Source organism: Pseudomonas sp. LBUM1678 (genome assembly GCF_059695575.1).
This window is the reverse complement of record NZ_CP166775.1, coordinates 5,431,711-5,457,512: the sequence shown is the minus strand read 5'-3', so window position 1 is coordinate 5,457,512 and position 25,802 is coordinate 5,431,711. Positions and strand designations below refer to the sequence as shown.

The 25,802-nt window shown below is 58.9% G+C and carries 16 protein-coding genes; 10 read left to right on the top strand and 6 right to left on the bottom strand.

The annotated features are described in order from the left end of the window. Window positions 1–45: 45 nt before the first annotated feature. From ACA070_RS24740 to ACA070_RS24720, 5 genes are all read left to right on the top strand, one after another. A complete protein-coding gene (locus ACA070_RS24740; RefSeq protein WP_497448707.1) occupies window positions 46–537 on the top strand; it encodes a CS1 type fimbrial major subunit in 492 nt (163 codons plus the stop codon). Window positions 538–650: 113 nt separating this feature from the next. Further along, window positions 651–3,173: a TcfC E-set like domain-containing protein gene (locus ACA070_RS24735; RefSeq protein ID WP_497448706.1), complete on the top strand. Its 2,523-nt coding sequence runs from the start codon at window positions 651–653 to the stop codon at window positions 3,171–3,173. Between the two features lie 39 nt (window positions 3,174–3,212). Continuing rightward, on the top strand, window positions 3,213–3,953 hold the full coding sequence (locus ACA070_RS24730) for a molecular chaperone (protein ID WP_497448705.1): 741 nt from the start codon (window positions 3,213–3,215) through the stop codon (window positions 3,951–3,953). Between the two features lie 5 nt (window positions 3,954–3,958). Continuing rightward, a complete protein-coding gene (locus ACA070_RS24725; protein WP_497448704.1) occupies window positions 3,959–4,447 on the top strand; it encodes a CS1 type fimbrial major subunit in 489 nt (162 codons plus the stop codon). Further along, window positions 4,444–5,709, top strand: a complete 1,266-nt coding sequence (locus tag ACA070_RS24720) for a hypothetical protein (protein WP_497448703.1) — start codon at window positions 4,444–4,446, stop codon at window positions 5,707–5,709. The genes ACA070_RS24725 and ACA070_RS24720 overlap by 4 nt, the downstream gene beginning before the upstream one ends. Window positions 5,710–5,753: 44 nt before the next feature. On the opposite strand, the gene ACA070_RS24715 is transcribed toward ACA070_RS24720, so the two are convergent. The 3 genes from ACA070_RS24715 to ACA070_RS24705 form a co-directional block, all read right to left on the bottom strand. After that, window positions 5,754–10,826: an NEL-type E3 ubiquitin ligase domain-containing protein gene (locus ACA070_RS24715; RefSeq protein WP_497448702.1), complete on the bottom strand. Its 5,073-nt coding sequence runs from the start codon at window positions 10,824–10,826 to the stop codon at window positions 5,754–5,756. Window positions 10,827–10,979: 153 nt separating this feature from the next. After that, window positions 10,980–14,096 (bottom strand): transglycosylase domain-containing protein, encoded by a 3,117-nt coding sequence (locus ACA070_RS24710; protein WP_497452019.1) that lies wholly within the window; start codon window positions 14,094–14,096, stop codon window positions 10,980–10,982. 270 nt (window positions 14,097–14,366) lie between these two features. Then, window positions 14,367–14,825, bottom strand: coding sequence for an REP-associated tyrosine transposase (locus ACA070_RS24705; RefSeq protein ID WP_497448701.1), 459 nt, complete (start codon window positions 14,823–14,825; stop codon window positions 14,367–14,369). Window positions 14,826–15,464: 639 nt separating this feature from the next. Here ACA070_RS24705 and ACA070_RS24700 point away from each other — a divergent pair. Further along, the gene (locus ACA070_RS24700) at window positions 15,465–16,886 is read left to right on the top strand and encodes an amino acid permease (RefSeq protein ID WP_497448700.1); all 1,422 of its coding nucleotides are present in this window, start codon (window positions 15,465–15,467) and stop codon (window positions 16,884–16,886) included. A 177-nt stretch (window positions 16,887–17,063) separates the two neighbouring features. Here ACA070_RS24700 and ACA070_RS24695 read toward each other — a convergent pair whose 3' ends face one another. Further along, a complete protein-coding gene (locus ACA070_RS24695) occupies window positions 17,064–18,191 on the bottom strand; it encodes an OpgC family protein (protein ID WP_497448699.1) in 1,128 nt (375 codons plus the stop codon). Window positions 18,192–18,439: 248 nt separating this feature from the next. Here ACA070_RS24695 and ACA070_RS24690 point away from each other — a divergent pair, with 248 nt between their 5' ends. After that, entirely contained in the window at window positions 18,440–19,945 is a 1,506-nt protein-coding gene (locus tag ACA070_RS24690) for a glucosyltransferase domain-containing protein (RefSeq protein WP_497448698.1), read from the top strand. Between the two features lie 118 nt (window positions 19,946–20,063). Then, entirely contained in the window at window positions 20,064–20,438 is a 375-nt protein-coding gene (locus ACA070_RS24685; protein ID WP_497448697.1) for a GtrA family protein, read from the top strand. A 49-nt stretch (window positions 20,439–20,487) separates the two neighbouring features. Here ACA070_RS24685 and ACA070_RS24680 read toward each other — a convergent pair whose 3' ends face one another. Both ACA070_RS24680 and ACA070_RS24675 read right to left on the bottom strand, forming a co-directional pair. Next, a complete protein-coding gene (locus ACA070_RS24680; protein ID WP_497448696.1) occupies window positions 20,488–22,107 on the bottom strand; it encodes an FMN-binding glutamate synthase family protein in 1,620 nt (539 codons plus the stop codon). Window positions 22,108–22,317: 210 nt separating this feature from the next. Continuing rightward, a complete protein-coding gene (locus ACA070_RS24675; RefSeq protein WP_497448695.1) occupies window positions 22,318–23,118 on the bottom strand; it encodes a helix-turn-helix transcriptional regulator in 801 nt (266 codons plus the stop codon). 124 nt (window positions 23,119–23,242) lie between these two features. On the opposite strand from ACA070_RS24675, the gene ACA070_RS24670 reads away from it, so the two are divergent. Together ACA070_RS24670 and ACA070_RS24665 are read left to right on the top strand one after the other, a co-directional pair. Next, window positions 23,243–24,064, top strand: a complete 822-nt coding sequence (locus ACA070_RS24670; RefSeq protein WP_497448694.1) for a carbon-nitrogen hydrolase family protein — start codon at window positions 23,243–23,245, stop codon at window positions 24,062–24,064. 257 nt (window positions 24,065–24,321) lie between these two features. Next, on the top strand, window positions 24,322–25,647 hold the full coding sequence (locus ACA070_RS24665; RefSeq protein ID WP_497448693.1) for an APC family permease: 1,326 nt from the start codon (window positions 24,322–24,324) through the stop codon (window positions 25,645–25,647). Window positions 25,648–25,802 lie beyond the last annotated feature (155 nt).

The window sequence follows — 25,802 nt, the reverse complement described above, 5'->3', positions numbered from 1 at the left end:
AAACTTTCCTCGGCCCAATCCTTTGAAAAAGACAGGTACTCAATAATGTTCAAGAAGTTTGCAATCGCCGTTCCGATGACCCTCCTGGCCCTGAGCGCTTCGATGGCGTTCGCTGCTGAAGAATCGCGCACCTCCATCAACATTACCGCTGAAATCCCGAGCAAGGTTTTCCACGCTCAGCCTGTAGACAAAGATTTCGGTAAAGACGAGAGAATGCAGTACGTCGTCGGTACCGGCGTTCTGTCGGAAGTACGTGGCACCTTTGACATTCAACACACCAATGGCTCGGTAGGCGCTTACGTTGTAGGCGGTCCTACGCCGCTGTTCAACGGCAATGCGACCTTGAACATTCCTCTGACCTACACCTTCAACGGCACGGAGTTGACTGCCGATTCCCAGGAAGTGGTCGGTGACGTCGAGTCCAACGGTGGCATGCGCGCAGACCTGGTCATTACTGCCGCCAAGCCGAACAACAATCAGGTAGGAACTTATACCGCGAACCCAGTCGTCATATTTGATGCCATTCCGCGCATTTAAACCAAAGCGCGTTCTGTAAGTAAGTTCTGTCTTGCTTGATAACGCTCACCGATCGACAGGGGGCATCCCTGTCGATCGGGTTTCAACGAATTCATCTTCAGAGTATTTCGTTCATGTTCCCGATGACTCCCATCGCGACGGCGCTTGCCCTATGTTTTTGTGCAACTGCCTTGGCCGCGCCAGCGGACAACGGCCACACACCTCGAAGTTTGCTCGCGCAAGCCAAGGGTTTACCGAGCGAGTTCGAAGAGCATTTCTTTGATGTACCGCTGGCGGTGCGCGTGGAACTTGATCAACAGTTTCTCGGTGAGGCGATGGTCGTGTTGACCCGCGACGATCGCATCACCCTCGTGGACTTCACCGATGTCAGCGACAGCATGATCAAGCCCAGTGAACGCGACATCTGGGCCAACTATCTGAAACAGGGCGGGGTGCTGGGAGCCTGCCAGGCCAATTGCCCCGAGCAACTGTTGGCGGTGCACTACAGCCTGGAAAATTCCCTGGTGTCGATCCTCACGGAAAACGCCGAGCGCGATGACCAGGTGCAGCTTTATTACAACCAGCCCGAAGGTGGCAGCACCGGTTTGATCGTGCGCAACCAGTTGAACCTCAATGGCGGCCAGAACCAGGACCTCGGTGGTCGATACGGTCTGGAAGCCAGCAGCAGCCTGGGCAACTGGACTCAAGCCGTCAATGTGCAGTTGTCCCGCCTGGGCGGTGTGGACAACCAGACCTATCGCGCCGTGCATGAGCTTTTTACCCAGCGTGAGCTGGCAGGCAGCTTTCTGCGGCTGGGCTTGTTCACACCCAACTCGGAAGGGCTGACCCGCCAGCCGCGCTCCTTTGGCGCCAGCCCTGACACCGCGCTGGGCGTCATGTACGGCAGCTCCGACAGCCTGGCCATCGACAACCCGAAACCGGCGGTCTACCCGATCTACGTCACGGCCAATCGACAGGGCTCGGTGGAAATCTATCGCGATGGTTTGCTGATCAACACCCAGGCGATGCCGGCCGGTTTGCAGACCCTCGATACGCGGCCACTGCCCGGCGGCATCTATGAAGTCGAAGTGCGCCTGATCGAAGACGGCCAGATCACTTCCAGCACGCAGGAGCTGGTCTACAAACCCAACAACTGGCGCAATCATGACGAGCGCTGGCGCTACAACCTGTTCGCCGGGCGTGAATCGAAAATGCTCAGCAACTGGGATGAGCAGGCCGACGGCGACATGACCGCCGGCGCCGCGTTCAACTTCCTGCTGCACCCGCGGGTGATCCTCGGCCTGTCGGGTCGACAGGTGAAAGACACCCTGCAATACGGCACGTCGGTCGACTGGGCCATCGTCAATAACGCCAGCGTCTATGCCAACGTCTATCAAACCCAGGATTACGGCACCGGCCTCGACGTGCAGGGCCTTTATTCCTACGGCAGTGGCAGCATCGTCGCCAGCCATAACCGCAGCTGGCTCGACACCACCCGGCTCTACGACACCCTGCCCGACGGCACGCGAGTGCGGCAGCGCAACGTGTTTATCGGCCAGACCAGCAACTCGTCGTTGTCGGTGAATCATCGACTCACCAGCAAAAGCTCGGTCAACGCGCGGGTGTCCCACAGCGAAGGCAACACCGAAGGCGTCGGCGTTGATCTGGGCTGGACGCAGCGTACGCAACTGTTCGGCAGTGACGCCAATTGGCGCCTGTCGCTGTTCGACAGGCCGGGCAGTTTCAGCTCTGGAGATGATCGCAATCGAGGCCTAGATCTGAGCGTGAATATTGCGCTCGGTGGCACGGGAGAACAGCTGTCCGGCAGCATCGGCACCCGTACCGATCGCGACGGCGGGCGCGATAACAATGCCTCGATCACTTACCGCAAAAGTTTGCAGGATCACCTGCTGCAAAGCGTTTCCGCCACGGCCATCACCGACACCTATGGCATCGGCTTGAATGCACTGGCGACGATGCAATCGGACCTGGTCAACGGCGATGGGTTCATCCAGCGCTCGTCCTACAACAACGACCTCACCGGCGGCCTGAACCTCGACAGCACCGTGGCGGTTGGCGGGCAAAAAATGATTGTGACCAGTCAATACCACCGCAACGGTGCGGGGATGATCATCGATGTCGAATCGGACATCGACGACATCACCTTGCGCGCCGACGATTTGAGCGGCGGCAGCGCGGTACTCAAGCCCGGGCGCAATTTCGTGCCGATCACGGCTTACAAAAGCAGCTCCGTCAGTTTCGATTTCGAAGGCAACGACGTGCCTGCCGCGACCATCCAGCCAGCCCGTTCCAGCTATCACCTGAACAAGGGCGGCGTGGATTATCGGCAAATTCGCGTGATGCGAACCCTCACCGTACTCGGCCGCCTGATCGACCCTCAGGGCAACCCGCTCAAGGGACACCACATCATCAACCACGCCAGTCGCGGGGTGAGTGAGGTGGACGGCTTCTTCTCCATGGAAATGAACGCCGGTTCACCGACCCTGGAAGTGCGTCACGGCAATCAGTTGCTGTGCCAGTTCCGACTCGATCCGGGCAGTGGCCGCACTGAAAACGACGTGCTGATGATCGGCGATCTGCGTTGCACGCCGGACACATTGGCGGACCTGACGCTTGAGACGCCGACGGCAGGCTGATGCCCGGCGCAACGCACTTTTTCTATGAGGTAAATGACGATGAAACGTCGGTTGGCAATGATTGGTTTTTGTTTGTTCACCCAGACGGCGCACGCCGGGCCGAGCATCAATATCGGCACGGTTTACGACTACCTGGACGGTGACAAAAGCACGTTCTTGAAACGCGTCTTCAACGGCGGCGACAGCACCGCATTCGTCAAGGTCAACATCCTTGAAATCCTCTACGACGCCGAGGGCAAATCCCGGGAAGTGCCGCTCAAATCCAGTGCCGATGGCACCGCCCGGGATGGCTTGATGGCCAGTCCGGCGCGGCTGATCGTGCCTGCCAGTGGTATGCAAGGCACGCGATTGCTGTACATGGGCGAGCGTGACAAAGAGCGCTATTTCCGTGTGCGTTTCGTGCCGGTGGTGCCCGAGAAAGAAGACGAGTTTGCGGTCTCCGTTGAAGACCGTGAGGCGTACAAGAAAACCCTGTCCGCCGGGGTCACGGTGCTGGCCGGTTATGGCGCGGTGTTTTTCGTTCGTCCCAAGGACACGCGTTATGCCAGCGTGATCGAGAACGAGGCGGCGAAGTACCGGATCCGCAACGACGGCAACACCGTGGTGGTGATCGATGAATTCAAGGATTGTTCGGTCAAGAACGAGCAGGACTGCCAGCCCACCACCAAGCATCACATTCTGGCCGGCCGTGTTTTCGAGTTCGAGAAACAGGCTGGCCGCGCATACCGCTTCACTTTGGTTGAAGGCGAGAGCAGCAAGAAACTCGATGTGAAGGGCTGATGACCATGTTCAGAAAACTGACGGTTCTGATGGTGTCGGCAGTGGCCTGCCATTCAGCGTTTGCGGCCCGCGAAGTGCAGCACTTCGAAGTGTACGTGACAATCCCGAGCCAAGCGTTTTACGTCATTCCCGCAGACCCCGGCTGGATTCACCGCGAACAGCAATTGCCGTGGAATCTTGTGACCTCGACCTTGGGCAGCTTGCGCAAGTATTTCGATGTGAAGAATGAAGCCGGCTCCATCGAAGCCCGGCTTGAGGGCCGGCCCTACTTGTCCAACGGGACGGACGCCCATGACATCGGTTTGCAGGTCCTGTTCAACGGCAAGTTGCTGAGCGAACTGGAAGGTAGCGAGGTGGTATCGATGAGTGATGCGGCGCCGGGTAAGCGGGTGTTGCTGGAGATCGTGCCAGTACCGCCTGTCGATGGGGTTTATAAACCCGGAAGCTACTTTGGGAGCGTCAACATGATGTTCAATGGGGTGTTGCCAAAATGATGAAGCTATTGAGCCGGCGAACGACCACGGTGCGCAGCGTCCTTGTACTGACTGGCCTGTTGTGCGCCGCATTTTCAACGCCTGCGCGGGCGGTAGTGGCGGAGATCACAGCGGAATTCGTGCCGGATTCGGCTAAACCGCAGAACAACAAATTCGTCAACCTGACGCCGTCCGAGGGGTTTTGTCGCCAGGTACCTCAAGCGTGTGAACCCCATGGGCTGTTCAGCCTTGGCGCACCGATTTTGTTCACAGCCAATGCTCCCATCCTGGCCAATCACGCGGACCCTCGTCAGGGCGGCATGGCCCGCGTTCCCTCGGAGTGGAGAGAGGTGCGTGTTACGCATGAATCGGGTGATTCAAAAATGCTTTCCATTCGGATAGGAGGTATTGGTCACGAAGCACAAGTTCCTCGCCCCGTTACCGAGCTGACCGAGGGCGGGGGTTGGGATTATCTTTGGGAAGCAGGGGGCTGGGTTTATGCCCCGAGTCCTTGCCAGGGTGTTGGTTGGTATAGCTATGGCCCCCGTGGTTACAACAGTTTCTGGAGGGTCCCGGTCGGTGCTGGCGTGTGCAGCAAAAAGGCACTTTTCGACATTCCGATGTCCTTTCGGTATCTATATTTCGTTTTCGCCTATGAGCTGCGCACGCCCGATCCGCTGAACATGGCCGCAGGTAAATACACCGGTTCGATTACCTACACGGTCGGTCCCCATCAGGACTTCGACATGGGCGATGTCATGATCCCCAATGACAATCAACTGACCCTCAACTTCTCCCTGGATGTTCGGCACACCCTCAAGGTCGAGATTCCTCCGGGTGGCAATCGTGTTGAACTGGTCCCGCAGGGCGGTTGGCAGGCCTGGCTGACACAGGGACGCAAGCCGACGCGGCTGTTTCGGGATCAGACGTTCAATATTTCTTCGTCGAGTCGTTTCAAAATGAGCCTGGACTGCCAGTACAGCCTGGACGGCAACCGCTGTGCGGTGCGCGACCCGGTTTCGGATCATTTCGTGCCGCTCGACGTCAGCCTGACCTTGCCAAATGGCCTGGTGGATGCTTCCGATCAACCGGTCAGTCGCCGGCCGCTGCGGCGTGACGGCAGTGGCACTGAGCTTTTCCAACCACGCTTTTATGTCGATCGCAAACCTGGAACGTTGCACTTCGAGATTGCCCAGGATCAGGTCGGCGAAATGCTCAAGCCGAATGTCGCCAGAACCTACTCAGGCCTTGTCACTGTTATTTGGGATTCGGAAGTGGGTTAAGGGTTGAACCCTGATGCATCACCCGGTGCATCAGGGTTTCCCGATTATTGCTGTGCGTCTTTTTGCAGCGCTGCGCGGGTCAGGGTTCTGCTCAGCTCTTTCTCTTCGTAACCCATGTCGTGAAGCAATCGGCCGTAGACCTCATCGGTCATGTCCTGATCGGTGAGCACCAGACTTTCATCGACATTCAGTCGCCGGGCGAGGTCCAGCAGGCGCTGCCTCAGGGCTCGTCGCCGCGCGATCTGCAGGCCCTTGGATCCGGCCCAGGCCTGTTGTGCTTCGCGCAGTTCATCCAGCAAGTCACTCTTGGCTTCGTACAGCCGGGCATTGCGCCTGTATTCGCTCGGGTAAGTGTCACGCAGGTATTTCTGCCAGAACGGCTGCTCGATCATGTCGTTGATCAACCCGTCGCCTGCCTCCATCGACATCACCGTATCGAAGGCTGTGTCGAGGGTTTTGGCGCTCACGCCGGCCATTTGGCGAAACAGCATCGACTCCGATTGCCACGGTAAACCGAGGCGTTTAGCCAGGCCGGTTTCGTAGGCGAGGTACACCTCGACCTCATCGGGATTGCCCGCACGGCTGCCGAAATCGGCACGGGCAATGTCATCCACCCGCGCAAGGCGCGCGGCGCCTCTGGCCAGGTTCACCAATTTGCTTTCAAGGACGGCGTTGGACGTCGACAAGGCATAGGCTTCGGAGGCGAGCACCTTGATGCCCATGTGGTTGAACACCTGAGCCCCGGCATCGGCGCAGGTGGTGGGCGCCCTCGCCATTTCAAACAATTCCTTGCGCAACTCGGTGTCCAGGTCGATGGCTTCGACCATGCGCCATACCCGGCTGCTGAGCTGTTCACGCAAATCACCCCCGGCCCGGTAATCGGCCGACAGCGTCTGTTTCTGGATCAAGGCAAAAAAATCTTCAGAGCCAGGCTCGGTCATCAAATCGTGCCAGGCTTCCTCCCGGAAAGTACCCAGCCCTGAAACCTCGGCACTCCACCAGACAGAGTCGTCTTTCATTGGCCACAGGTTCATCGCATCTCTTGCAGCGTCGGCGTAGACCTGCCTGGAAGCGACGCCGACTGACCGTCGATAGTCTTTGAAAATGACCTGGTTTGCATCCGAGAGTCGCTTTTCGTACAAGCGGGTTCGCGCCAGGAGGAAGGCATCCTCCGAGCCGGGCACGACGGTCGGAATGACGCTGATCGGGTTCTCCTGCAAATCCAGAAAGAAGCCACGGGGTCGACGCTTGCTGGACGGCCCGAAAAGGCCATCGGGCCAGGTCGTTGCCCCGGTGTTGCTCAAACTGAGGATTCTCAGTTTGGGCATGCGCCCGACGTTCGGGAGCATGCCCAGTTGCCTGTTGTCATCCAGCCTGAGTGTTTCCATGTGGGTCAGGTTGCGCAGTTGCTCCACCGCCGAGGGGGTCAACGTGATTTCGTTGTTCGTCAGGCGCAAGGTTCGCAGGTAGTGCATCTTGCCGATGGTTTCGGGGAGTTGCGTCAACCCGCAGCTGCGGGCGCTCAGTTGCCGAAGATGAGGGAAGTCGCTCAACAGGCCGGAAGGGGTTTCGGAAACGTTCGTGCGGTCCAGATTCAAGGTGGTGATCTGATCGAGGTAGTGCTTCATATCGGGCAGCTCCTTCCACCAGCGTTCGAGATCGAGCACGTCGTACTCGGTGGACAGGTCCAGCGCATAACCGCCGTCGACAGTGATATTGCGCTCACCGAAAACGTCGGGTGTTCTTGAGAAACACTCGATCAGCCGTATGGCAATGTGCTGCCCGCCACCGTTCACGAACCCGTGTCGATCAGGCCCCCACGTATCGATTCGCTGGTTTTGCCACCGACCGATCAGCTTGTGAAGGTCATGCAGCTCTCGGTCCAGCCTCGTCAGTGTTTGATGCCCTTGTTCTTGCGAACCCAGGGACCGAACGAAGGTATTGACCTCGCGTTCATTGAAGTGGGGGTACAAATCTTCCACCCGGTGGGTGAGCGTGGCGGCGGTGGTCGAGAAACCGGGACCGCGCAACAGCGTCATGTCTTCATGGTCCGCCATCGGGCGGATCGGCGGGGCCGCGAGCGCGGTGCGGCGCTGCGCAGGTGTCTCGGTCTTTGCCATCACCCATTGCTTGAAAAACTCACCCTGGCCCGGGCGATAACCCAGCTGCGCGCGTTTGTTTTTCGGCAGGGCGTTGAGGGCAGCTTCGTAAAAATCAGCGGCGTCGTGCAGTTTGTGGTTGTCGCCGTCCCAGACTTCGAACCGGTTCCCTTCATCCTTGACCAGCACCCGGACCGTCGAGGCGTCTTGCGCACCCACACTGTTGCGCAAGGGTCCGGCATCGCTGCCTTCGCGAACCTCGATGCGCAATTGCGCGAACGTGTCGGTATTAATCCTCAATGCGTTCAGCGCCAGGCTCTCGGTTTGCGCTGTCCACTGCGCACCGTCGTGAAAACCTTCATAGGCATGGTTCGTCCGGGCCTCGAAGGCGGCTTCACGCGCACGGCTTTTGAGGCTCAACGGCAGACGCTGCTTCTGGTTCATGCGTGTCAGATCGGCAGCGTCGGCACTGTTGAGCAGTGTCTGTGCCGCACGGGTCGGCAGCTCGGGAAAGGTCTGGCGAAGGAGCCGGATCTGCGGATCGTCGGACGCTTCTGCGCCGTGGTAAAGCTGATTGAAGATGTCAGCGTCCAGTCGATTGGCTTCGTCCGCCAGTCGATTACGTAACGCTTGCACCCGTTCACTTTTGACGGTGGACCGACCGAGCATGGCTTGCAACTCTTCTTCGCTGAGAAACTCGACAAGACTGGGCGCAAATTGCTCGCTCATGAGGTTGGACAAACTGGTGGACAGCGTCTGCTCGTCGGTCGCATCGGCATTGCCGTACTGGCGGAACCGGCCGCTCCTGTCGGCGTTCTCGTAGACTTTCAGGGCTTTCTCCGCAGGCCAGCCGTCCAGGTAAGTCGCCAGCGGTTCAAACCAGTAGGACGACGGATCCAGGGGCAAACCTGATCGAATCCTTTCAATGGCCTGGCGGGTCTGGCGCTGGATTTTCAAGCGGGTGAGGCTGTCGTCCAGCAACGGTGGCGGGGCTGTGTTGTCGACGTACATTCGGCGCAGCGCAGCGTCGTCGGTGCCGCTGGCGATACGAACGTCCTCGAGTTCTGCGTCGCTGAAGCCGTCCACGGAGTGGCCGAGACGACGCATCAATGTCGGGCGATCCCATGCTCGCGGGTTCTCGGCTTCATGAGTCCAGGCCCCGCGGCCGTTGTGTTTCAATTCGGGTGAGTAAGCATTTTCGCGAAGCGGGTGTTTGACGCGGTAGTTGCCGGTCTGCGGGTCCTTTTGCACGACGTAGTGCTTGTCATCCAGTGGCAGAATATCTTGGCCCTCGTGGGCATGAAGCCCCAGCGCGTCGGGGCGGGAGTCAGCCGGTAACTTCACATCGGGCAGCTGATAAGGCGTGAGGTCGGGATGCCACAGCCGGGGTTCGCCATTGGGCAGTGTCACCGGTTTCATGCCTTCGATCAGCGACGACAGTTTCAAGCGCGCAAGGCTGCCAATCTTCGCGCCTGCGGCAAACGCCACCAGCGAAAGAAAATCTGAGACCGCGCCTGCAATATGCTCGCCGGCTTCGGCCCACAGTCCCAATGTCATGTCGACGATGCCTTCGATGACGTCGCTGGTCATCTGATACACGGAGTAGACCATCATCAATTCGCCCAGCCCCGGAACGAACGGCGTAACGACCATGAGGGCGATGTTGAAGATGTCCGAGACAATTTTCTTGAAGTTCTCCCACCAGGCCCATCGGGCGTTGGTATCGGCATCGGCAGTGGACACGGCGATGTGTCGGGCGTCATTGAGGACCTTGAGCTTTTGCTGAAAGAGGTACTCCCAGAGTTCCCCGGGGATCGGTGTGGCTTTGAAATGCAGGCTGGGGTTGGTGACGGCCACTTCCCGCCAGCTCGGCCCTTGGTCCAGCGGCTCTTTCTGATGCCATTTCACTTCGAACAGGCGTTGTTGCAGCCCGCCGAAAAAATGCCCTCGGTCTGATTGGTCGACGAACCGGCTGAAGTATTGCTGGTAGGTCATGCCGGTGGACGACACAACCTCGTTGTCATGCAGCTGGCGCGTCAGTTCATCCATGAAGGCGACGGTCGAGGGGTATTCCTTCAGTGGGTGCTCAGGGTCTTGCGGGACGTAAACAATCACCGGTGTCACGTCACGGATGCGCTGTTCCAGCCTCGGTGTGATCAACACGATGCCGGTCAGCTGGCTGTCGAGGATGGACAATTCGGCGAATTGCATCACCCGGCCTTTACGGGTGAGGTTGCGCTGGCCATCGAGCATCTTGAGGATCATGTCACTGGCTTCGACGTCGATGTCGCCCGTCAGAACGGCCAGTTGAGCGGCCGCTTTAAAAGCGGCTTTTTCGCTGTCGACGACTTTGCGTTTCAAGAAACCCTGGGCGAGGCCGTCCTTGGGCAGCAACTGTTCTTCGAGGTATTTCGTGTAGCGCGCGCCAATGTCCAGCTGGCGACACAGGGTCTGGAACTGGGCGATAGACATTTTGCGTTTGATCGGCAGGATATCGAAGTGCCCGCGCCCATCGGGCTGGCTGATGAAGTTCGAGTCTGCTTCGCAGGTTTCGTGGCTCGCGAAGTTGTGCAGGGCTGCGTCCAGCAGTGAAACGGATCGAGTCACCACACCGCCCAGATCACTGGCATACCAGGGCAGTTTTTTCGGCAGATAGAGATACAACCAGGTTGTCTTTACATCGACGTCGACACCGAACTGTTTCAACAGCGCGTCGGTCAGTAACGGTTCGGCGAACTCATAAACGCCTTGCACCCTGTCTAATACACGGTCGACGGTGTTTTGAGCGGACCAGAGTTCAAGGTTGGCTTCTTGTAGAGGCGTGTGATCGAAATCTTTGGTGGTTTGTACCCATTGTCCTGAAGCCGTCTGCGTGAGGCTCAGCTCCTGAATCCGTTGCACCGAAGCGCCTTGGAACGTGGGGTGGATACGACGATTGATGAAGTCGTAGTGCCGGCCTTTATTGTCGTCGGCCGCGGGTGTGGGTAGCGCTGATATACGTCCGTGTAAGTCAGTCATGCCTTGGATAAACCTTGAGCGTTAAGTGGAGTGACCAGCCTAACGCTCGAGGCTCAAAGTAAAAGTCTGAATTACCGCTGCTTAATCAGTGTTGGCCCCCCAAATGCATTGGAATTACCAATGCCGAAAATAATTAATTAACGCCATCGTTTATCAGCGTCGCGCTACCTCAACCGGCAGGCATTGTGTATGTGTACCCGGTTGCAGATATGGCGTAAGAATTGGTGCCATGCCCTTGAGCACTTGCACCGGCAGCGCCGAGGTGAACTTGAAGGCTTCGGCGGTGCGTCCCGGTACGAAGGCGGTCAGCGTCCCAAAGTGGTTGTCACCGATGAAAAACACAAAGGTGGCCGTGCGGTTGATCGACTTCGAACTCAGAATCCGCCCGCCGGAACCAATGGCTTCGATGCGGTTATCCCCGGTCCCGGTCTTGCCGCCCATGGCCAATGGTTTCCCATCGGCGGTGATGAAACTGCCGGAAACACGTTTAGCCGTACCGGCGTCCACCACTTGCGACAAGGCCTCGCGCATGGCCGTGGCCACTTCGGACGGCATCACCCGTTTGCCGGCGTCCGGGTCGTTGATGAGTTTGGTTTCGTACGGCGTATTCGCCGCGAAGTGCAGGGTATCGATGCGCAGAGTCGGCATGCGCACACCGTCGTTGAGGATGGTGCCGATCAACTCGCCCAGCGCTGCCGGGCGGTCGCCGGAGCTGCCGATGGCGGTGGCCAGCGACGGCACCAGGTGATCGAACGGGTAGCCGACTTTTTGCCAGCGCTGATGGATGTCGAGGAAGGCTTCGATCTCCAGCATGGTGCGAATTCGGCTGTCGCGGGCACCCTTGTGACGACTCTTGAACAGCCAGCTGTAGACTTCCTGACGCTCGAACTGGCTGGCTTTGACGATCTGGCTCCACTTCGCATCCGGGTTGTTCAGCAGGTAGCCCATGAGCCACAGGTCCAGGGGGTGAACCTTGGCGATGAAGCCCTGATCCGGCAGGTCGTAGGCGCCAGGGCTGTAATTGTCGTAGAGCCGTTGCAGGCGTTCGTCGGTGAGTTTTTCGGTGAGCTTCGCGCCTTTGAGATGCGAGCGTACGAAGGTGTTGAAGCTTTCCTGACTGGCTTGGGGCAGCAGATAACGGTGCACCGCCGCCATGCGGATCGGGGTCGGGCGCATGCTGTCGAGGAAGGTATCGAGCCGCGCCTGGGTGTCCTTGTTTTTGTACTTCTTCCAGAACTTCAGCAGGAAAGAAGTGCCTTCGCGGTCGGCGAAACTGGCCAGGTATTCCTGACGCCGTGGGTCGCGGTCGTCCTTGAGCAATTCGGCGCTGTTGTTGGGGCCTGAATACGTTGTGTAGCGCACCAGGTCACGCATCAGCCGAATAAACGGCAGGTTGATCGACTCACGCAGGGCATCGCGCAAGGTCGGAATGCGGCCGTTGTCTTCCTTGCGGAAGTTGACGAAGGTATGCAGCCCACCGCCGGTGAAAAAGGCTTCGCCGGGGCTGGCGGAATATTTGCGGTCCAGCGCGGCGCCCAGCATGGCCGACAGATTGCGGTCCTTGTTCTGAATCAGGTAATCGACGGCCCAGCGGCTCAGGCGATCCTGATCCGGGACGTCGACTTTCTTTAATTCCGGGACGGTCATTTCGGCGTACTTATCGTGCAGCTCGGCCATGATTTGCAAGTAGGTGGTGAGCACGCGCATTTTCGCGGTGGAGCCCAGTTCCAGCTTGCTGCCTTCGTTGATGTCGAATGGCTGGTCGGTGCTGTCGGTCTGCACCCGCACGCGCGCGCCGTCCGGTGTCAGCTCAAACAACGTGAAGCTGTAGCGCACCTGGGTGGTGCTGGTGGGGGTGAGCAAGCGTTCGCCCATCAGACCTATTTGTGTCGCAAACGCCGGGTCGGCCAGGTGCTTGAGGTACTCGGTGGTCTGGGTTTGCAAGTCGCCTTGCAGGGTGCTGGTGGCGGAGAGGTCGAGGCGGTCGAGATCGTACAGGGGACGATTGAGCAGCCCGCCCAAGCGGCTGCGCGCCACGCTGATGCCTTTGTTGGTTTCAATCGGCTGAATGGTCGGCTGGGTTTGCCAGTCGCGGTAGGTCACTTTGCTGGCCAGGGCTGCCGCTGCGAAAGGCGCATCGATCACACCATTCGCCGCCAGCAGGCGGATGTGGCTGTCGGTGAGGTCGGCGAGTTCATCATGGCCCTTGGTCAGGTAGTGAGAAGGGCGGCGCTGGGCGATCATCAGCGAGAGCATTTCACGCAGGGCCAGGCCTTTCTCGGCCATGCTCTTGGGATCCGTTTCGGTGCTGGCCAGCCGTTCGTTGGCCTTGTTGAAATCGGCGCCGTACCAGACGCGCAACCCTTCGGCCATGCCATGCACTTCACCGTGGCCCGGTACCGCCGACAGCGGCACGCTGTTGAGGTAGTCGCGAACCACATTTTGCCGGGCTTGCAAGGTTTCCGGGCCCGCTTGATAAGCACGCACGGTGGCGGAAAACATCTGCCGGATCTTTTCCGCGCCCGACACCGTCAGGCCATCGGGGGAGTGCCGGTATTTCTCAAGTTGCGTCGCCAGCGTACTGCCACCCGCCGACTGGCCCGGCAGGTGTATCAGCTTGGCAACTTGCGACCAAATCGCCATGCCGAAGCGAGGCCAGTCCACGGCGGGGTTGGCCAAGGGCTGACGAGGGTCGAGCAAAAAGCGGTTTTCAATAAACAGCAGGCTGTTGACCACCACCGGCGGGATCGCATCGAAGCTTGAATAGAGTTGTTGTGGGTATTTGTACTGATACAGCGGTGCCGCACGGCAATCGGTAATCGACAATCCCGCCTGTATTTTCTCCGCGTAGGGCACGAAAAAGCCGTTGTCGGTGTAGTCCATCAGCTTTTGAGAGAAGCGGGTTTGTGACGCAATGACGTAGTCACGCTTGATCAAACGCGGCAGGAACTCTCCCATGGAGCTGTAACCCAGACGCAAATCGAAAGGGCCTGCGCCTGGATAGCGAATGGCGTCGCTGGGGCCGGGTTTCATTTCGTAACTCAAGGAGGCGGCGAATTTGCTCACCTCACGAGACTGAAACTTCGAGGTGCGCATCTCCTTGGCGGCAGCGAGCCCCAGGACAATCAGGATAATGACAAGCAACAACCAAAACGCCCCCCAACCATGCGTCGTACGACTGCGAGGGGGTTTTTCAGGTATAGGCGCTTCATCCACACGTTCAGTCGGAACCACAGTTTTACTCGTATCGGTTTGCCATAACGCGCCCATAGTCGACTGATCCATTCACGCAGATTGATCGGACTTGTCTGAAGCTTAGTCGGTGGTTGGCGATGGTGAAAAAATTGTGGCTGCAAGAATCTCGAATATTTCCCATAACCTGTGGCGAGGGAGCTTGCTCCCGCTGGGCTGCGAAGCGGCCCTGAACCCGGCCATCGCGGTTTGTCTGATAAAAACAGGTGACAGATTTGCGGCTGCTGCGCAGCCGAACGGGAGCAAGCTCCCTCGCCACAATGAGATATGTAGTTTTAAGACGGGGTTTCAGAGCCAGCAGGCGTCCCATAAAGGATAGTTACCGATTTTATCCACAAGCCCTGCGCGCAAAGGGTTAGCAACGATGTAACGAGCGAACGGCAAGAGTTCCTCCCCGTCGCGGATTGCACGGTCGTGATAGCCGGTTTGCCAGAAAGCCCCTCGACGGTTTGATGCTTTGTTAATAGTGAGCGTGCTGCGGGATTTGATGGCTTGCATGAGTCGCGTCAGAGAGATTTGTTCCAGCTGCACCAACCAGTGGAAATGGTCGGGCATGATCACCCAGGCAATAGAATTGACCCATTCCTGGTCATGGGCTCGCCTCAACTCGGCTACTAGCAGGCGTCCCAACTTCCAATCAGTGAAAAGAGGGCGTCGTTGATGCACAACCGCTGTGATGAGGTAGGCCCGACCTTGTTCTGAAAAGCGTCCATGGCGCAGCCGGTGTGAGTTCGGGTGTGGATGCATTCCGTTGCTTCCTTTTGGAGTGGATCCCGCTAACCCTAATTGCTTATCTGCCTACGCGTAGCTGCAATTGTTGACTGAAATTTCCGTTACTCCTGAAGGATTCACTCGTAAACACTGCTTTTGTGGCGAGGGAGCTTGCTCCCGCTCGGCTGCGTAGCAGACGCAAATCGGAAGGCGTTCTTCCTGAAAGACCGTGACAGAAGTGGAGCCGCTTCGCAGCCCAGCGGGAGCAAGCTCCCTCGCCACAACAGCTCTTTTGCCTAAGGACGCGTGCGTGAGCCTGAAAAGCTTGGATTAGAGCCATCAAGCAATAAATAAGGCCAAGGCAGGGACATGACGATGCACCAATGCTGTGCAATACTCCGCGCCGTTTCAGCTGTGAAAAATCCTACAAAAGCCAGGTAATGCCCCTCCGCAAACCGGGCTTTTCCCGAGAGTTCTGGCTGAATGTTGTGGTTTATAGAGTGAAAAGCCCTGTACGAAGCTTTTTATACTGCACGCCCCGCTGATCTTGCAGGTGCTGTCCTGCAAGGCGGGTTTGCTCACGAAGCAGGCCCGGTTTCTCAGAAGCAATGGCTTACCGGTCAGCGCTTTGTTACTCGGTGGTCATATCCAATAACAAGACGAGGTTGTACCCCTATGCCAGTCGGCAATCACCTGCCCCACGGCGAGACCGCTCAGGGCGGCCCGCTTAAACGCGAACTCGGCGAACGGCATATTCGCTTGATGGCGCTCGGTGCCTGTATCGGCGTCGGCCTGTTCCTCGGTTCGGCCAAGGCCATCGAAATGGCCGGCCCTGCCATCATGCTGTCCTACATCATCGGCGGTCTGGCGATCCTGGTGATCATGCGCGCCCTCGGCGAGATGGCCGTGCACAACCCGGTCGCCGGCTCCTTCAGCCGTTACGCCCAAGACTACCTCGGCCCCTTGGCCGGCTTCCTGACCGGCTGGAATTACTGGTTCCTGTGGCTGGTAACCTGCGTCGCAGAAATCACCGCCGTGGCGGTGTACATGGGCGTCTGGTTCCCCGATGTGCCGCGCTGGATCTGGGCACTCGCGGCGTTGATCAGCATGGGTTCGATCAACCTGATCGCAGTGAAAGCCTTCGGTGAATTCGAGTTCTGGTTCGCCCTGATCAAGATCGTCACCATCATCGCGATGGTGGTCGGCGGCATCGGCGTGATCGCATTCGGCTTCGGTAACGACGGGGTGGCGCTGGGGATTTCCAATCTCTGGGCGCACGGCGGCTTCATGCCCAACGGCGTGCAAGGCGTGTTGATGTCCCTGCAAATGGTGATGTTCGCCTATCTCGGCGTCGAGATGATCGGCCTGACTGCCGGTGAAGCGAAGAACCCGCAGAAGACCATTCCTAACGCAATCGGCTCGGTGTTCTGGCGGATTCTGCTGTTCTACGTCGGTGCGTTGTTCGTGATCCTGTCGATCTACCCGTGGAACGAAATCGGCACCCAAGGCAGTCCGTTCGTGATGACCTTCGAACGCCTGGGCATCAAGACCGCGGCCGGCATCATCAACTTCGTGGTGATCACCGCGGCGTTGTCTTCCTGCAACGGCGGCATCTTCAGCACCGGGCGCATGCTCTACAGCCTGGCGCAGAATGGCCAGGCCCCGGCCGGTTTTGCCAAGACCTCGAACAACGGCGTGCCACGTCGTGCGCTGCTGCTGTCGATCGGCGCGTTGTTGCTGGGCGTGTTGCTCAACTATTTGGTGCCTGAGAAAGTCTTCGTCTGGGTGACCGCGATTGCCACCTTCGGCGCGATCTGGACCTGGGTGATGATCCTGCTGGCCCAGCTCAAGTTCCGCAAAGGTTTGAGCGCCAGCGAGCGTGCCGGCCTGAAATACAAAATGTGGCTGTACCCGGTCAGCTCGTACCTGGCGCTGGCGTTTTTGGTGCTGGTGGTCGGCCTGATGGCGTACTTCCCGGACACCCGAGTGGCGCTGTATGTCGGCCCGGCGTTCCTGGTATTGCTGACGGTGTTGTTCTACGTGTTCAAGCTGCAACCGACCAATGTGTCGCAAGGTGCGGTGGGCTCGGCTTCATAAGTCGCCACGCCTGAAATGCAAAAGCCCCGGTCCATTGGCCGGGGCTTTTTATTGGCTGACGAAATCCCTGTGGCGAGCGAGCTTGCTCGCGCTGGGGCGCGTAGCGGCCCTAAAAACTTACGACTGCTTCGCAGCCGAGCGCGAGCAAGCTCGCTCGCCACAAAAGCCTGGTGTGCCTCAATTGACCGGCACCGTTTGAATCGGTGCGGTCAGGCGTTTGTTGAAATCCAGCCAAACCCCCAGCAACCCCATCAACCCCGCACCCACCAGCGCAGTGAAGATCTGCATGGCAAACGCATCGTCGGTCAGGGCATTGACCATATCCGCCAACGGCGCCAACAACACACCAAGGCAGAACACTTCCAGCGAATAACGCCCCATGCGACTGCATTGCTGTGCCACCCAATTTTGCGTCCAGCCAGTGTCCGGCAACAGTTTCGCCGTGACATACGCCAGCGCCAGAAAGTGCAGCAGGCGCACCGGCGACAGGTCAGTCTTGCTGATCGGGTACAGCAGGTTGCTCAGCCACGCCGGCATCAGCGCGTCATGTATTTCCGGCCAGCGCCACAAGACGGTGATCACGCCGGTAACCACCACATACATTGCCGCACTGACAAACAACGGCTGGCGCCGCAGCGGACGCGTCTCGGTCAACCGTCGGCGCTGTCCATGAATCGCGGCGGCACCGCCAAGCACAAAGAGCAATTGCCAGGTGACCGGGTTGAAATACCACACGCCATCCTTGATCGCGGCCAGGTTCCAGCCAAACAGCGGCGCGAGCAGGTACACGGTCAACGACACTGCCACCACCGCCCAGGCCTTGCGCACCAGCAACGGCAGCACCAGCGGCAACCCGGCCAGCAGCACGATGTACAACGGCAATGGGTCCATCAGGTTGGGTTTGAAGCGCAACAGCAACTCATCCGTCAACGCTTGCTGCGGGTTGGTGATGAAGTGGTGCAGGCCCATTTCCTCGACCAGGTCGCGGGTTTCCACATGGCTGTTGGCGAAGAACACGATACCCATCAGCATCGCCAGCAGGAAAATATGCACCACATACAGGACCCAGGCCCGGCGCAGGATTTTCACGCAGGCAATCAGGTAACCGTCGCGGGCGAGGATCTTGCCGTAGGCCAGGACCGCCGCGTAGCCGGCGAGAAACACGAAGATTTCGGCGGCATCACTGAAACCGAAGTTACGCAGGGTGATCTGACCCAGCGGGTTGTGGGGCACGTGATCCCAGAAAATGAAGATCAGTGCCAGGCCACGGAAAAAGTCGATTCGGCGATCGCGTTCAGTCGTCATAGCGGCGGGCTCTTGAACGGGTTTGGAAGTAGGCGCGCCGGCGATACAAAAGGTTGCGCGTCCCACATTGGCGGCGCGCAGGGTGCAGGGATTCGCCGGCAATTGCAAAGTGCGGATATTACGGAATGTCTCTGTGCATCGACGAGGGGGCAACCGCTTGTCTAAAAGCCGCGCAGGTCTGCGATCTCTGACTACCGTCGGTTTCAAAGCTTTATCGATTGAAGGCGGAATTCCCAAGAGGCGCCGGCATGAGGATCAGCGAATGGCTCGACAAAGAGCTCACAGGCCGTCAGGTCTGGTTGATGTTTGTGTTTGCGGCGCTGATTTACATTCTGCCGTTGATCCTCGCGGATTTTCCCTACATCGATGACAACTGGCGTGCCTTGGCCGCCGGCACCGGCTGGGCGGAGGAGGGCCGGTTGTTCGCGCAGTGGTTCTACAACCTGCTGACGTTCAGCGGTGCCGCGCCGAATATCTTCCCGTTACCGCTGTTGATCGCCACGCTGGCGATGAGTACTGCCCTGACCCGGCTGACGTTCCACTACTTTCCCGAACCGACGTTTGCCCATTGCCTGGTGGTGCTGCCGCTTTGGTACAACCCGTTTTTCCTGCAGAACCTGTCGTATCAATACGACGGACCGACCATGGCCCTGAGCCTGGTGGCGGTGATTTACGCAATCACGTTTCGAAGCTCCTCGCGCGTCCAGCATCTCCTGATACCCGCCGCGCTGATTGCATTGGCCATAGGGCTTTATCAGGTCAGCTTCAATGTGTTTCTCGGTCTCTGTTGCCTGGAGTGGCTGCGGGGGGCGAACGACAAATGGGCATGGCCTGCGTTGTACCGATTGATCGGCTGCAAAGTGGCACAAGTGGCGCTGGCCGGGTTGATCTATTACGCCACCGCCTATTCCTTCATGACCCAGGGCCGTACTGCGTTGTTGAACGGGGCGGCGGCGCCGCTGCTGCAAATTGAAACCAATCTGGGCCGGGTGCTGGAAAAAATCGTGCTGCTGTTCCATGGCGGGTTTATCTGGGTGTTCGCCGCGCTGTTGCTGTGCGCCATCGTTGGTGCTGTGGGCGTGGGACAACGCGTGCTGGAGCGTGAGGACACTGGGCTCAAAAAAGCTGTCATGGGCCTGCTGTGTCTGTTGATCTTGCCTGTCCTGATTTCGCTGGTGCCTGGAGCCTCGCTGTTTTTTCGCGACTTCAACGAAGGCGCGCGCACCTTGATGGGCTTTGCAGTCGTGATGGTGCTGCTGTTCTACCTGAGCCATCGGGCGCTGGCGCCGGTGCATGGAAAACTGCCGTTGCTGTTGCTGGTTCCGCTGCTGGCGACGCTCTCGCTTTCCTTCGCGTATGGACGGGTGCTGACGTTACAAAAAGCCTTCGCGACGAATGCGCTGTATGCCTTGAGTGCCGACATTGCTTCCCACCCGGCGTTGCGCAAAGCCAAGCGCATTTATATGTCGGTGACGTATTCCGATCACTGGCTGGCGAGTGCCGCCGGCTCGTTCAAGCAGATGCCGGTTTTGCATTACCTGCTGAACGTCGACTTTTACATGCTTGCTGAAAACCTGCCCAAAGCAGGCATTACCAATGTGGTCAGGGAAAAGGAACGGCGCAACGCCACGCTGGTGGGTTATCAGGGTTATCCACCGCTGGTAGACAGCCTGTTCTATCGGATTTATCTGCTGGGGGATTACGGTTTTATTGTCATGAAAGAACCCGCCCGTATTCCCGCTCTCCAGTGGTGAACTCCGTGACCGTTGGTCTGGAATGCTGCGCTACCTGTTAGTTCTTACAGTAGACGCGCACCGACCCTGTCTTTAGGTTGAAACACACCCGAAACGGGAACGAGTTCAAGGGACGGACATGAAAGCCTTATGGAAAGAATTTTCTACTTACGCAGTCGTTGGCGTGGCCAATACGCTGATTCATTGGCAGATATTTTACGTACTGACTACCGCGGCCGATCTTAGCCAGGCTGTCAGTAATTTTTCGGCGTTTTGTGTGGCCGCGACGTTCTCATTCTATGTGCATGCGCTTTACACGTTTGAGGCCGGAGCGTCGGTTCTTCGTTATCTGATGTATGTGTTCTTTATGGGGGTAATGAGTTTCGTGGTCGGACATTACGCCGATGTCTGGAAAATCCACGGACTAATGACCGTCGCGTCGTTCTCGCTGTTGAGTCTGATCTGCGGGTTCTTCTTTTCCAGATTTGTCCTGTATAGCGAGCGCGAAGCTTGAAGGTTCGTTAATGCCAGCCTGTCCATAAGGCTGGCATGCAGAGCAATCTTTACGCAGCAACCACCTCACCAGGCTCAAAACTATCCGCCCGCGCCATCTGCCACATCCGCGAGTAAAACTCGCCATTCACCTCACCCGTCAGCAACTCCCCCGGTTTCAAAAACACATGCAACTGCGAGAACAACTTGATCTCGGTTGCCGACATGCGCCGTACCAGATGCTTGGCCGACAGCTGTGAAGGATGATCGAGGCCGGCGGCCGCGAGCATTTCCGCGAGGGCCTTGAGTGTGTTGCGGTGAAAGTTGAAGACGCGCTGGGCCTTGTCCGGGACCACCAGCGCGCGTTGGCGCAGGGTGTCTTGAGTGGCGACGCCGGTCGGGCATTTGTTGGTGTGGCAGCTTTGCGACTGGATGCAACCGATGGCGAACATGAAGCCGCGTGCCGAGTTGGCCCAGTCGGCGCCGATGGCCAGGACGCTGGCGATGTCGAAGGCGCTGACGATCTTGCCGCTGGCGCCGAGTTTGATTTTGTCGCGCAGGTTCAGGCCCACCAGCGTGTTGTGGACGAACAGCAGGCCTTCGCGCATCGGCACGCCGATGTGGTCAGTGAATTCCACGGGCGCGGCGCCAGTCCCGCCTTCCTTGCCGTCGACCACGATGAAGTCCGGGAGGATGCCGGTCTCCAGCATGGCCTTGGCGATGCCCATGAATTCCCACGGGTGGCCGAGGCAGAATTTGAAGCCCACCGGTTTACCGCCGGACAGTTCACGCAATTGCTGGATGAAGTGCATCAGTTCGATCGGCGTGGAAAACGCGCTGTGCCGCGACGGCGAGATGCAGTCTTCGCCCATCAGGATGCCGCGGGTTTCGGCGATTTCCTTGGTGACTTTGTGCTTGGGCAGGATGCCGCCGTGACCGGGTTTGGCGCCCTGGCTCATTTTGATTTCGATCATCCGCACTTGCGGCGTCTGCGCCTGGGCGGCGAAGCGTTCCGGGTCGAAGCGCCCATCCGCGGTGCGGCAACCGAAGTAGCCGCTGCCGAGCTCCCAGGTCAGGTCGCCGCCGTTTTCCCGGTGATACGCGCTGATGCTGCCTTCGCCCGTGTCATGGGCGAAGTTGCCGAGTTTGGCGCCCTGGTTCAACGCGCGAATGGCGTTGGCGCTGAGTGAGCCGAAGCTCATGGCCGAGATGTTGAACACCGAGGCCGAGTACGGCTGGGTGCATTGTGGCCCGCCGACGATGACACGAAAGGCACTCGGATCGCTCAACGGCGCCGGACGCATCGAGTGGCCGATGAATTCGAAACCCGATTGGTACACATCGATCAGCGTGCCGAAGGGTTTGTCGGCGCTTTCATTCTTGGCCCGGGAATAGACCAGCGAGCGCTGGGCACGGGAGAAGGGCAGGGCGTCGCTATCGGATTCGAGCAGGTATTGGCGGATCTCCGGGCGAATGCCCTCCACCAGATAACGAATATTGCCCAGGATCGGGTAGTTGCGACGCACCGCGTGAGGGCTCTGCAACAGATCGAACAGGCCCACGAGGCTCAAGACGCCCGTCACGGCGGTGATCGGCCAGAGCCAGTCGTGTTCCAGGAAGGGCAGGCTGGCGAGGGTGAATATCACGCAAGCGGCAAAGAAGGCGTAGCGGCTCAGGAGTGACAGGCTCATACGGGTTCCTTGGGTTCGGACTCGGTTGTGTTTTGGCAATGCGGCTGGCTTTTTGTGGCGAGGGAGCTTGCTCCCGCTCGGCTGCGCAGCAGTCGCAAAACCTGCTGACGGGCTCTGTCTGACTGAACGCGGTGCCTGTATCGGGACCGCTTCGCGATCCAGCGGGAGCAAGCTCCCTCGCCACAGGAGTCTGCGGCGCTGCAACAGCAATCAGGCATTCTGCGCCTGGAGGAAAATCGAAAACAGCTCCGACTGGGATTTGATCCCCAGCTTGCTGTACATGTGTTTCTTATGGACTTTCACGGTTTCAGCAGAGATTTCCAGCTTACGGGCGATTTCTTTACTGGAGCAACCGCTGAGCATCAATCGGCCGACATCCAGTTCCCGGGCGGTCAATTGCGCGCCCTTGAGTTGTTGCACCGACACCTCCAACTGCACCCGCCAGTCGCCCTGGACCGGCGCCGGCGCGAGGGCCACGACTTCGTTAATTTCGTAGGGCAGACGCTGGCGCAACAGACCGAGCACCCAAGGCTGGATCAGCGACAGCAAGGCAATCTGCTGGCCGCTGAAACGTTGCTTGCTGCCCAACGACAGGCACAGCGTGCGGTCGCCTTCGAGCTGACAATTGAACTGGATTTCATCGGCCACCACATTCAGACGAAAGTAGCGTTGGTAATACTCGGTCAGCTCGAAATGCTCCGGGGCCACTTCCGACAGGCGATAGAGACCGGTGCGCGATTGCTCGCGGCAAGCGATGTAGAACGGGTCAAGCAGGTACAGGCCGCGCAGGTAATCCTGGAACAGCTGATCAGGGCTGCCGTCCTCGCCCGGGCATTCGGCGAACACTTGCGGGTGCTGGTGCGCGCTGAAAAGCAGCGCCACCCAGCTGTCGAAGGTCACGTACTGGTCCAGCAGACGCACCAGCTGCGTCCAGAAGTTGGGCTTGTCCAGGGCGTCGATCAGTTGCCCGACCGAGCGGTGCCAAGCGATATCGTCTAATGAAAGTGTCATGCCTCTACCCCTATCGGGTTACCCCAGCGGCGTGATTCCCCGGCCGGTGGCTTGCTGCGCATACTGGCGCACAGACACAGACCGGGCAATCTTTCTGCCGCCCGGCCCCTAACAAGGACTACCCATGAAAGTCGAACTCGCCCAGTTGGCGGGCCGTGACAACGGCACCGCGTACAACCTCGAACGGGCCTTGGCGGCCATCGCTGCCTGCAGCGCCGACACGCAGCTGATCGTATTCCCGGAAACCCACCTCATGGGCTTTCCGTCCGCTGCCACCGTAGCCCAAACCGCCGAACCGCTGGACGGGCCAACGGTCAGCGCCGTCGTAGCGGCGGCTCACGAGCGCAACATCGCCGTGGTAATCGGCATGGCCGAGAACGACAACGGCCGCTTCTACAACACTACGCTGCTGATTACCCCTGAAGGCATCGCCCTGAAATACCGCAAGACGCACTTGTGGGCGTCAGATCGCGGTGTGTTCGAGGCGGGCGACCGATACGCCACCTGCGAATGGAACGGCGTGCGGGTCGGCCTGCTGATTTGCTACGACATCGAATTCCCGGAAACCGCCCGCGCCCTGGCGCAACTGGGTGCCGAACTGCTGATCGTCACCAACGGCAACATGGACCCTTACGGCCCGACTCACCGCACCGCGATCATGGCTCGCGCCCAGGAAAATCAGGCGTTTGCTCTGATGGTCAACCGGGTGGAAGAGAGCGACGACGGGTTGGTGTTTGCCGGTGGCAGTGCGCTGGTGGATCCGCTGGGCACCTTGTTGTTCGAGGCCGGGCGGGAGGAAGGGCGGTTTGCGGTTGAGCTGGATTTCAGCCGGTTGGAGGCGGCACGCAAGGACTATCGGTATCTGGATGATCAGCGGTTGAAGTTGCCGGGTGAGATTGTCGAGCAGGCTTCTGGCGTGCGGGAGTTGCTGATTCCTTCGCGTTGATCCGGATTCCGTGTCGTCCGGGCTGACGCCATCGCGAGCAGGCTCGCTCCCACAGGGGATCTCCAGTGGACGCAAATTGTGTGAACGACAGAAATCCAATGTGGGAGTGAGCCGGCTCCGGGCGGCGATCCGACGATGAGGCCCTTACAGGCAACACACCTGATTGCCCATGAACCTAAAACAACAACGCAACCCCCGAAATTTTTGCGCCGAACTCGGCTCTGCCCATAAATCTAATAAATTCGGAGTAGTCGCTCATGGCTCGTTTGCAACGCACCCTGTCATTGGGTTCGGTGGTGCTGTTCGGCATCGCCTACATGACGCCGATCATTGTGCTCGGCACGTTTGGCATCCTCGCTCAATCCACCGCCGGCATGGTCCCGGCCGCGTACCTGGCGGCGCTGGTGGCGATGTTTTTCACCGCCATGAGCTACGGCCGAATGGCCTCGGCGTTCCCCGTCGCAGGCTCGGCCTACAGCTATGTCCGCAAGGCCATCAGCCCGAAACTCGGCTTCATCGCGGGCTGGGCGGTGCTGCTCGATTACCTGTTCCTGCCCATGGCGATCTGGCTGATCGGTGCCGCCTACCTCAACTCCGCGTTTCCGGCCGTGCCGCAGTGGATCTGGGTACTGGCGTTCATCGGCATCACCAGCGCGATCAACATCGTCGGCCTGAAACTGGCCAACGGCATCAACGCCTTGCTGATGCTGGTGCAGTTCCTGGTGCTGATTGCCTTCGTCGCGCTGTGCATCCACTACGTCGGTGGCGATGCGAGCACGCCGTTGTGGTCGATCAAACCGTTCTTCAACGGCGACATGCAGATGCCGCTGATCATGAGCGGCGCGGCCATCGCCTGTTACTCGTTCCTCGGTTTCGACGCGGTCAGCACCCTGACCGAAGAAACCCGCGACCCACGCCGCACCATCCCGCGGGCAATCATGCTGATTACCCTGATCGGCGGGCTGATCTTCGTCAGCGTCTCGTACTTCGTGCAGATCGCGCATCCATCGTTCCAGTTCGACAGCGTCGACTCGGCGGCTTATGAAATTGCCCGCAACATCGGTGGTGACCTGTTTGTGTCGATCTTCCTGATCGGCCTGATCGTCGGCCAGTTCGCGTCGGGCCTGTCGGCTCAGGCCAGCGGTTCGCGTCTGTTGTTTGCCATGGGCCGCGACGGTGTGCTGCCCAAATCCTTTTTCGGCAGCTTGCATGAACGCTTCGGCACCCCGGTCAACAGCATCCTGTTGTGCGCCGTGGTGGCTTTGCTGGCACTGAAACTCGACGTCACCACCTCGACTTCGTTCATCAACTTCGGCGCGTTCCTTGCGTTCAGTCTGGTGAACCTGTCAGTGATTTTTCACTACTGGATTGGCGGTGAGAAGAAGGGCCTGCGAGAGTTCGTGCTGTTCCTGTTGTTCCCGTTCATTGGCCTGGCGGCAGATTTGTGGCTGATGGTCAGCCTCGATCACCTGGCGATTTACCTGGGCCTGAGCTGGCTGGCAATTGGCGTGGTGTACCTGGCGGTGCTGACCGGTGGCTTCCGCCGCCAGCCACCGGAGATGGATTTCCAGGAGGCTGCATAACCCACACCAATCCCTGATCTCTGATCTCTGTAGGAGCTGTCGAGTGAAACGAGGCTGCGATCTTTTGATCTTGCTTTTGATAAAACAAAGTCAAAAGATCGCAGCCTCGTTTCACTCGACAGCTCCTACAAAGGGTGTGTTCAGGGGGGCAGGGG

What these genes read in the sequence shown, in the direction of transcription:
- ACA070_RS24740 (WP_497448707.1), top strand. Translation starts at nt 46, where the DNA reads ATGTTCAAGAAGTTTGCAATCGCCGTTCCGATGACCCTCCTGGCCCTG.
- ACA070_RS24735 (WP_497448706.1), top strand. Translation starts at nt 651, where the DNA reads ATGTTCCCGATGACTCCCATCGCGACGGCGCTTGCCCTATGTTTTTGT.
- ACA070_RS24730 (WP_497448705.1), top strand. Translation starts at nt 3,213, where the DNA reads ATGAAACGTCGGTTGGCAATGATTGGTTTTTGTTTGTTCACCCAGACG.
- ACA070_RS24725 (WP_497448704.1), top strand. Translation starts at nt 3,959, where the DNA reads ATGTTCAGAAAACTGACGGTTCTGATGGTGTCGGCAGTGGCCTGCCAT.
- ACA070_RS24720 (WP_497448703.1), top strand. Translation starts at nt 4,444, where the DNA reads ATGATGAAGCTATTGAGCCGGCGAACGACCACGGTGCGCAGCGTCCTT.
- ACA070_RS24715 (WP_497448702.1), bottom strand. Translation starts at nt 10,826, where the DNA reads ATGACTGACTTACACGGACGTATATCAGCGCTACCCACACCCGCGGCC.
- ACA070_RS24710 (WP_497452019.1), bottom strand. Translation starts at nt 14,096, where the DNA reads ATGGGCGCGTTATGGCAAACCGATACGAGTAAAACTGTGGTTCCGACT.
- ACA070_RS24705 (WP_497448701.1), bottom strand. Translation starts at nt 14,825, where the DNA reads ATGCATCCACACCCGAACTCACACCGGCTGCGCCATGGACGCTTTTCA.
- ACA070_RS24700 (WP_497448700.1), top strand. Translation starts at nt 15,465, where the DNA reads ATGCCAGTCGGCAATCACCTGCCCCACGGCGAGACCGCTCAGGGCGGC.
- ACA070_RS24695 (WP_497448699.1), bottom strand. Translation starts at nt 18,191, where the DNA reads ATGACGACTGAACGCGATCGCCGAATCGACTTTTTCCGTGGCCTGGCA.
- ACA070_RS24690 (WP_497448698.1), top strand. Translation starts at nt 18,440, where the DNA reads ATGAGGATCAGCGAATGGCTCGACAAAGAGCTCACAGGCCGTCAGGTC.
- ACA070_RS24685 (WP_497448697.1), top strand. Translation starts at nt 20,064, where the DNA reads ATGAAAGCCTTATGGAAAGAATTTTCTACTTACGCAGTCGTTGGCGTG.
- ACA070_RS24680 (WP_497448696.1), bottom strand. Translation starts at nt 22,107, where the DNA reads ATGAGCCTGTCACTCCTGAGCCGCTACGCCTTCTTTGCCGCTTGCGTG.
- ACA070_RS24675 (WP_497448695.1), bottom strand. Translation starts at nt 23,118, where the DNA reads ATGACACTTTCATTAGACGATATCGCTTGGCACCGCTCGGTCGGGCAA.
- ACA070_RS24670 (WP_497448694.1), top strand. Translation starts at nt 23,243, where the DNA reads ATGAAAGTCGAACTCGCCCAGTTGGCGGGCCGTGACAACGGCACCGCG.
- ACA070_RS24665 (WP_497448693.1), top strand. Translation starts at nt 24,322, where the DNA reads ATGGCTCGTTTGCAACGCACCCTGTCATTGGGTTCGGTGGTGCTGTTC.